The sequence below is a fragment of the Lacisediminihabitans sp. genome (genome assembly GCF_043726815.1).
Taxonomy (GTDB): domain Bacteria; phylum Actinomycetota; class Actinomycetes; order Actinomycetales; family Microbacteriaceae; genus Lacisediminihabitans.
In genome coordinates this window covers 22123-30575 of the sequence record NZ_JAYSJZ010000020.1, presented here as the reverse complement: position 1 = coordinate 30575, position 8453 = coordinate 22123, and the positions used below count along the sequence as shown (strand labels likewise).

General features: G+C 66.9%; 8 protein-coding genes. 7 read left to right on the top strand and 1 reads right to left on the bottom strand.

The annotated features are described in order from the left end of the window. The 3 genes from hisD to ACHZD8_RS02145 all read left to right on the top strand — a co-directional run. On the top strand, window positions 1-1130 hold a 1130-nt coding region (gene hisD, locus ACHZD8_RS02155), incomplete at its 5' end, for a histidinol dehydrogenase (protein WP_394768475.1). A gap of 43 nt (window positions 1131-1173) precedes the next feature. Next, window positions 1174-1647, top strand: a complete 474-nt coding sequence (gene nrdR, locus ACHZD8_RS02150; RefSeq protein ID WP_394768474.1) for a transcriptional regulator NrdR — start codon at window positions 1174-1176, stop codon at window positions 1645-1647. A 31-nt stretch (window positions 1648-1678) separates the two neighbouring features. Further along, the gene (locus ACHZD8_RS02145) at window positions 1679-2707 is read left to right on the top strand and encodes a quinone-dependent dihydroorotate dehydrogenase (protein WP_394768473.1); all 1029 of its coding nucleotides are present in this window, start codon (window positions 1679-1681) and stop codon (window positions 2705-2707) included. Between the two features lie 458 nt (window positions 2708-3165). On the opposite strand, the gene ACHZD8_RS02140 is transcribed toward ACHZD8_RS02145, so the two are convergent. Further along, on the bottom strand, window positions 3166-3750 hold the full coding sequence (locus tag ACHZD8_RS02140; protein WP_394768472.1) for a DUF3043 domain-containing protein: 585 nt from the start codon (window positions 3748-3750) through the stop codon (window positions 3166-3168). A gap of 40 nt (window positions 3751-3790) precedes the next feature. Here ACHZD8_RS02140 and ACHZD8_RS02135 point away from each other — a divergent pair, with 40 nt between their 5' ends. The 4 genes from ACHZD8_RS02135 (at window position 3791) to ctaD (ending at window position 8453) form a co-directional block, all read left to right on the top strand. Beyond that, entirely contained in the window at window positions 3791-5194 is a 1404-nt protein-coding gene (locus ACHZD8_RS02135) for a dipeptidase (protein ID WP_394768471.1), read from the top strand. Between the two features lie 95 nt (window positions 5195-5289). Then, the gene (gene erpA, locus ACHZD8_RS02130) at window positions 5290-5655 is read left to right on the top strand and encodes an iron-sulfur cluster insertion protein ErpA (RefSeq protein WP_331899708.1); all 366 of its coding nucleotides are present in this window, start codon (window positions 5290-5292) and stop codon (window positions 5653-5655) included. Between the two features lie 161 nt (window positions 5656-5816). Next, the gene (gene coxB / locus ACHZD8_RS02125) at window positions 5817-6698 is read left to right on the top strand and encodes a cytochrome c oxidase subunit II (protein ID WP_394768470.1); all 882 of its coding nucleotides are present in this window, start codon (window positions 5817-5819) and stop codon (window positions 6696-6698) included. Window positions 6699-6710: 12 nt separating this feature from the next. Beyond that, window positions 6711-8453, top strand: a complete 1743-nt coding sequence (gene ctaD, locus ACHZD8_RS02120) for a cytochrome c oxidase subunit I (RefSeq protein WP_394768469.1) — start codon at window positions 6711-6713, stop codon at window positions 8451-8453.

Sequence of the window (8453 nt, the reverse complement as noted above, 5' to 3'; positions counted from 1 at the left end):
GTCCGCGCCGCGTGCGGCTGGATGTCGCGGACGTCTCGGCCGCCGTCCGTGCCCTTAGCGTGCCGGTGCGCGACGCGCTCGAGGAGGCCATCGTACGGGTGCGTGCCGCCTCAGAGGCCCAGTTGCCCACCCCCCGTGTCACGACCCTCGGGCCGGGCGCAGAGGTCATCCAGCGCTGGAGTCCGGTCGCGCGGGTCGGTTTCTACGTGCCGGGTGGCAAGGCCGTGTACCCCTCGAGTGTCGTGATGAACGTGGTGCCGGCCCAGGCGGCCGGGGTGTCGTCGGTAGCGCTTGCCTCACCGGCCCAGCAGCAGTTCGACGGCAGTATCCACCCCACCATCCTCGGTGCGGCGGGCCTCCTCGGCATCGATGAGGTCTATGCCATGGGGGGAGCCGGAGCGATCGGCGCCTTCGCCTGGGGGGTTCCCGGGCTGAGCCTCGATCCCGTGCAGGTCATCACCGGGCCCGGCAATGTCTATGTCGCCGCGGCGAAACGCATCGTGCGCGGCCAGGTCGGTATCGACGCCGAAGCGGGCCCCACCGAGATCCTGGTGATCGCGGATGCCGCGGCGGACCCGTTCCTCGTTGCATCAGACCTGATCAGCCAGGCCGAGCACGACGAACTTGCCGCGGCGGTTCTGGTCACCGACTCCGTCGACCTGGCCAACAGCGTGCAGGCGGAACTCGCCCGGCTTGCCGTTCTCACGCCGCATAGCTCCCGTGTCGACATCTCGCTGCGCGGCATCCAGTCGGCGGTCGTGCTCGTCGACGACATGATCGCGGCGGCGGCGTTCAGCAACGTCTACGGCCCGGAGCACCTCGAGATCCAGACCGCCGATCCGGGGGAGGTGCTCGATCTCATCGAAAGCGCCGGGGCGATCTTCCTCGGAGCGCACACGCCCGTGAGCCTCGGCGACTACCTCGCCGGCTCGAATCACGTGCTCCCCACCGGCGGCCAAGCGCGATTCGCCCCGGGTCTCGGTGCCTACACATTCCTGCGACCGCAGCAGGTGATCCGCTATGACCGTGAGGCACTGAAGTCCGTCGAAGACCGGGTTGTGGCGCTGGCGATCGCCGAAGATCTGCCCGCGCATGCGGCGGCGATCACCGCACGCTTCTCGCGACCCTAGTCCCGCCCGCCCGACTGTCAGCGCGCGGTATCCTGTCAGCACCATGTTCTGCCCTTTTTGCAGGTATCCCGACAGCCGCGTCATCGACTCGCGCACGAGCGACGACGGCATGTCCATCCGTCGTCGTCGGCAGTGCCCGGAGTGCGGGCGCCGGTTCAGCACGACCGAGACGGCGAGCCTCAACGTGGTCAAGAGAAGCGGGGTGGTGCAGCCGTTCAGCCGGGAGAAGATCGTCTCCGGCGTTCGCAAGGCGTGCCAGGGCCGTCCGGTGACCGACACCGATCTCGCGGTGCTCGCCCAGAAGGTGGAGGAGTCGATCCGCGCCACCGGGGCCTCCCAGATCGAGGCGAATGACATCGGCCTGGCCATCCTGTCGCCCCTTCGCGAGCTCGACGAGGTGGCCTACCTCCGGTTCGCGAGCGTCTACCAGGGCTTCGACTCGCTCGAGGACTTCGAGTCGGCGATCACCCTGCTCAGGGTCGAACACGACAATGCCCAGCACGCCGCCGACGCCTGATCGGCGCCGCTGCCGATAGCCTGACTACGGCATGTATCGCATCCTCTTTTCGCTCGTCCTCTCGCGGCTAGACCCGGAGAACGCCCACCACCTCGCCTTCACGGTGATCCGCTGGCTGCCGCGGCTCGGCATCGGGCGGCTGATCGAGGTGTTCACCCGACCGGACCCCTCCCTGGCCGTGACGGCCCTCGGCCTGAGATTCCCGTCCCCGTTCGGGGTGGCCGCCGGGTTCGACAAGGACGGCCGCGCCATCCGGGGCCTCGGCCAGCTTGGATTTGGGCACGTCGAGGTCGGCACCGTCACCGCGATCGCCCAGCCCGGCAACGCTCGTCCCCGGCTGTTCCGTCTCGTCGCCGACCGCGCCGTCATCAACCGGATGGGTTTCAACAACGACGGGGCCGCGGACGCCGCGCCGCGCCTCGCCCTCGAGTCGGCGAGACTGGAGCGTCCGGTGATCGGCGCCAACATCGGCAAGAGCCGCGTCGTGGAGGTGGACGACGCGATCCACGACTACCTCGTGAGCGCTCGGCTGCTCGCGCCCGTCTCCGACTACCTTGCCGTGAACGTCAGTTCGCCTAACACGCCTGGCCTGCGCGGCCTGCAGGAGCTCGACAAGCTCGCGCCGCTGCTCACCGCGGTGCGGGATGCCGCGGACGAGACCCCCGTCCTCGTGAAGATCTCGCCGGACCTCGCCGACGACGCGGTTCGCCGGATCGCCGAGCTCGCGGTGGAGCTCGGTCTCGCGGGCATCATCGCCACGAACACGACGCTCTCCCGGGAGGGCCTGCGCACCGACCCGGCGATAGTCGAGGCCGCCGGCGCCGGCGGGCTGTCCGGCGCGCCGCTGGCCGCGCGCTCTCTCGAGGTGTTGAGGCTGATCCGCGCCGTCGTCCCGGCCGACATGTGCGTGATCTCGGTCGGGGGAGTGGACACGGCGGCCGACGTCGCCGAGCGCCTCGCCGCGGGGGCGACGCTCGTGCAGGGCTACACGGCGTTCCTCTACCGTGGCCCGTTCTGGGCCCGCAGCATCAACCGTGGCCTGCTGGCGCTTCGCCGCTGACGACTAGCTGTGCTGCCCAGGTCCGTCGGGCGGTGTTCTGCAGGACGGGCCCGGAGGCGTGGGTGCCCACCCCGCAGACTCTGGTTGTGCAGGACACCTGCAGGACACCGCAGGGATGTGGCGACCCGAATGGTCCCGGCCTGCAGGACGCTCCCGTCGGTTCTGCACCTCTCGTCCTCGCTATCCGCACAACCCGTCCTGCACAACTGGAGTCCGCGGGGCCGACACCCGTTGACGGGAGCCGTCCTGCACAACCCGTCCTGCACAACTGGAGTCTGCGGGGTGGGCGCCCGTGGACGGCGGTGCCGTCCTGCACAACGCGTCCTGCACAACCGGAGTCCGCGGGGCAGACACCCGAAGATCGCCAGGGTGTCCTGCACAACGCGTGCCAGGGCAAGGGAGCGCCGCCCAGTGACGGGAACAGGCCGCCGGTCAACCAACGTCCCGGGGCGGTACGGCTAGGCGGGGAACTGGCCGCGCTTCACCTGGGGCTTCGGGAGACGCATCGGACGCAGCTGGAGGGCGCGCATCGCGGTGTACCAGCGGTTGCCCTTCTGCAGGCGGTCGGCGCCCACCTTGGCCGCGAGCTTGCGCTGCACGATCATGCCCACCACGACACAGTCGATCACGGCGACGAGGAAGAAGCCCCACAGGCTGAAGATCGCGATGTTCTGCAACAGGACGTTGTTGATGAAGGTGAGGATGATCACGAGGAACATCACCGGGATGATCAGTTCGCCGACGCTCCACCGCGCGTCCACGTAGTCCCGGATGAACTTGCGCTGCACGCCCTTGTCGCGCACCGGGAGGTACTTCTCATCGCCGTTGGCCATGCCGACGCGGGCCTTCTCGCGAGCCTCGGCCGCCCGGGCGCGGGCCGCCGCGTTGCCGGCCTTTCGATCGCTCGAGACGAGCGGGCGAAGGTTTGCGGCCTCCCGCTCCTTGCGGGTCGGGGTGGCGTGGCCCTTGCCGGCCGTCGTGCTGTCCGTGTTGAGCTCGTAGCCGACGGCGTCGTCAGGCTTGCTCGTGCTTGGCTTGGCCATGTGGGGTCCTTGCGATAGTTGTCTGCTTAAGATTACCTCCATGACTTCAACTGAGACCACACGGCCGGAACTCCTTGGCGCCCTGCGCGACGCGGTGCAGGCCGGGATGCCCACGACGATCGCCGATCTCTCGCGGCTCGTTCGCATCCCCTCCGTGTCCTGGGCGGCGTTCGATCCGACCCACGTGAGCGAGAGCGCGGATGCCGTGGCCGGTCTCGTGCGCGGCCTCGGGGTGTTCGACACCGTCGAGGTGTCCCGGGCGTCCATCGGCGACACGCAGACCCTCGGCCAGCCCGCCGTGCTCGCGACCCGGGCCGCTCGCAACGGGCGGCCCACCATCCTGCTCTACGCGCACCACGACGTGCAGCCCCCCGGCCACGACGAGGACTGGGAGTCCTCGCCATTCGAGCCCACCGTGCGCGGAGACCGGCTGTACGGCCGCGGAGCCGCCGACGACAAGGCCGGCGTGCTCTCCCACATCGCGGCGATCCGCGCCCTCGTCGAGACTGTCGGCAGCGACTTCGACCTGGGCCTCGCGGTCTTCATCGAGGGGGAGGAGGAGTTCGGTTCGCGCTCGTTCAGCAACTTCCTCGACCAGCACCGGCGCGAGCTCGCCGCCGACGTGATCGTGGTCGCGGACTCCGACAACTGGGACATCCACACCCCGGCCCTCACCGTGGGCCTGCGCGGAAACGTGACCTTCCGCCTCACCGTGCGCACCCTCGAGCACGCCTCGCACTCCGGCATGTACGGGGGAGCGGTGCCGGACGCGATGCTCGCCACCATCCGTCTGCTCTCCACGCTGCACAACGAGGACGGCTCAGTCGCCGTCGAGGGGCTCACGTCCCGCGAGGCCGAGACCCCGGACTATTCGGAGGAAAAGCTGTGGCACGAGGCGGGGCTGGTGGATGGGGTGACCTCGATCGGCTCGGGCCCGATCCTCGGCCGCATCTGGTCGAAGCCGGCGATCACGGTCACCGGAATCGACGCCCCGACCGTCGCCAACGCCTCCAACACGCTCGCCCCGGTCGTGTCCGTGCGGATCAGCGCCCGCATCGCCCCCGGGCAGCAGTCGGGCGAGGCGTTCGCCGCGCTCGAGAAGCACCTTCTGGCGAACGCGCCGTTCGGTGCCCAGATCGAGATCGATGACGTGGACCAGGGCAACGGATTCCTCGTCGACACGAGCGGCTGGGCCGTCTCCGAGGTGAAGACCGCCATGACGGAGGCCTGGGGTGCCGACGTCGTGGAGATGGGAGTCGGAGGCTCCATCCCGTTCATCGCCGAGCTCGTGTCGGTGTTCCCGGCCGCGCAGATCCTGGTGACCGGAGTCGAGGACCCCGGCACGCGGGCGCACAGCCCGAACGAGTCGCTGCACCTCGGGGTCTTCCAGCGCGCGATTCTCTCCGAGGCGCTGCTTCTCGCGCGGCTCAACGAACGGTCCTAGCCTCGATCGCACCGAAATGCCGTTGCGGGGGAACAATAGCGGCGCAACGGTGCTTACACTTAACGCAGATCCCTCGGCACCCATAAGGAGTGTTCATGACCGACACGACACTGACCCAGACGAAGACCGCGCCGGAACACGGCGTCGGACTCACTGAGCCCGCCGCTGCCAAGGTTCGCAGCCTGTACGAGCAGGAGGGTCGCGACGACCTGCGCCTGCGCGTTGCCGTGCAGCCCGGCGGCTGCTCGGGACTCATCTACCAGCTCTACTTCGACGAGCGCCTGCTCGACGGGGACGCCACCGTCGACTTCGACGGCGTGGAGGTCGTCGTCGACAAGATGAGCGTGCCCTACCTCGACGGGGCCACCATCGACTTCGAGGACACGATCCAGAAGCAGGGCTTCACGATCGACAACCCGAACGCCTCCGGCAGCTGCGCGTGTGGAGACTCTTTCCACTGATCTCCCGCCGTTTCGAGAAGGGGAACCGCCCACCGGCGGTTCCCCTTTTTCGCGATTTCGACGGTTTTTCCGGTCTGAGAGAGCGCGTCCGTCGGAGTAGGGTGGAAAGCACCAAATAGACTGTTGTTCGTATCAGTCCGTGTCATCCGAGAGGTCTCCAGGTGCGCTCTAACCGCCGTCTACGATGGGCAGCAGTTCCCGTCGCCGTGACGTTAATCGTCATTCTCGCGGGATGCAGTCAGCAGCAGCTTCGGGGCTTCCTTCCCGGGCCGTACGGCGTCACCAACCACACGGACGGCATCACCGGCCTCTGGGTCACGTCCTGGATCGTGCTGCTCCTCGTCGGAATCATCACCTGGGGCCTCATCATCTGGGCCGCGGTCGTCTACCGTCGCCGCAAGGGCCAGACCGGCCTTCCGGTGCAGCTGCGTTACAACCTTCCGATCGAGATCTTCTACACGATCGTTCCCCTCATCCTCGTTCTCGGGTTCTTCGCCTTCACGGCGAAGGAGCAGAACTCGATCGAGCATCCCGTCGCGAACTCCGACGTGAAGATCGAGGTCTATGCCAAGCGTTGGGCGTGGGACTTCAACTACACGGATGTCGGCCCGGGAAACAAGGGCGTCTATTCCCCGGGGGTGCAGGCTCAGGAGAACGAGAACTCCGACGGCACGATCGACCGCGCCAAGCTGCCGGTTCTCTACCTGCCGGTGAACAAGAGCGTGCAGATCAAGCTCGCGAGCCGCGATGTCGACCACTCCTTCTGGGTGCCGGAGTTCCTGTACAAGAAGGACAACATCCCGGGCAAGGACAACTACATGTTCTTCACCCCGCAGAAGCTGGGCACGTACGAGGGAAAGTGCGCCGAGCTCTGCGGCGATTACCACTCGCTCATGCTCTTCCAGGTGAAGGTCGTCACCTCCGACGAGTACGACGCGTACATCCAGAGCCTCGCGGACAAGGGCCAGACCGGCATCCTCGGCCCGGAGTACAACACCAATACGAACCAACCTGGCAACAAAGCGCCGCAAGCGGACAAGTAGGGGCGATCACCAATGAGCACAGACACAGTAGCCCGCCCGACCACCGGCAGCGCCGGATCCCCGCAGGGCTTGTCGCCGTCGGTCGGCCGTAAGGGCAACGTCCTGGTCAGCTGGATCACGTCGACCGACCACAAGACCATCGGGTACATGTACCTGATCTCGTCGTTCATCTACTTCCTCCTCGGCGGTGTGATGGCGCTGATCATCCGCGCCCAGCTCTTCGCGCCCGGCCTGCAGATCGTGAATTCGAAGGAGCAGTACAACCAGCTCTTCACGATGCACGGCACGATCATGCTGCTGATGTTCGCGACGCCGCTCTTCGCCGGCTTCGTGAACGTGCTGATGCCGCTGCAGATCGGAGCGCCGGACGTCGCCTTCCCGCGACTCAACGCCTTCGCCTACTGGCTGTACAGCTTCGGCTCGCTCATCGCGGTCGCCGGCTTCCTCACCCCTCAGGGCGCGGCGTCGTTCGGCTGGTTCGCGTACGTGCCTCTGTCGACGACGACCTTCTCGCCCTCTCTGGGCGGCAATCTCTGGGTCTTCGGCCTCGCACTGAGCGGATTCGGCACGATCCTCGGAGCCGTCAACTTCATCACCACCATCATCACGATGCGCGCCCCCGGCATGACGATGTTCCGCATGCCGATCTTCACCTGGAATGCGCTCGTCACCGCCATCCTCATCCTCATGGCGTTCCCCGTTCTCGCCGCGGCGCTCTTCGCCCTCGGGTCCGACCGCGTGTTCGGGTCGCACCTCTACAACGTGCAGGCCGGGGGAGCGATCCTCTGGCAGCATCTGTTCTGGTTCTTCGGGCATCCCGAGGTCTACATCATCGCCCTGCCGTTCTTCGGCATCGTCTCCGAGGTCTTCCCGGTCTTCAGCCGCAAGCCGATCTTCGGGTACAAGACCCTGGTGTACGCCACCATCTCGATCGCGGCCCTGTCGGTCACCGTGTGGGCTCACCACATGTACGTGACCGGATCGGTGCTGCTGCCGTTCTTCTCGCTCATGACGATGCTCATCGCCGTGCCGACCGGGGTCAAGATCTTCAACTGGGTGGGCACGATGTGGCGGGGTTCCGTCACCTTCGAGACACCGATGCTCTGGGCGATCGGCTTCCTGATCACCTTCACCTTCGGTGGCCTCACCGGCGTTATCCTGGCCAGCCCGCCGCTCGACTTCCACGTCTCGGACACCTACTTCGTCGTCGCCCACTTCCACTACGTGGTCTTCGGCACCGTCGTCTTCGCCATGTTCAGCGGGTTCTACTTCTGGTGGCCCAAGTTCACCGGCAAGATGCTCAACGAGCGTCTCGGCAAGATCCACTTCTGGCTCCTGTTCATCGGGTTCCACACCACCTTCCTCGTGCAGCATTGGCTCGGTGTGCTCGGCATGCCGCGTCGCTATGCCACCTACCAGCCGGAGGACGGCTTCACCTGGATGAACCAGCTGTCGACGATCGGCGCGATGATCCTCGGGGTATCGATGCTGCCGTTCCTTTTCAACGTGTACATCACGGCCCGCAAGGCGCCCAAGGTCACGGTGAACGATCCATGGGGCTACGGCCGCTCGCTCGAGTGGGCCACGTCATGCCCGCCGCCCCGGCACAACTTCACGTCGATTCCGCGCATTCGATCGGAGTCGCCGGCCTTCGATTTGAACCACCCCGAGGTCGGGATGCCCGTGGGCGTCGGACCGTTGAAGGATGCACCGGATGCGGCCACGTACGACCTGGCCGACGGAGAGGTCAAGTAG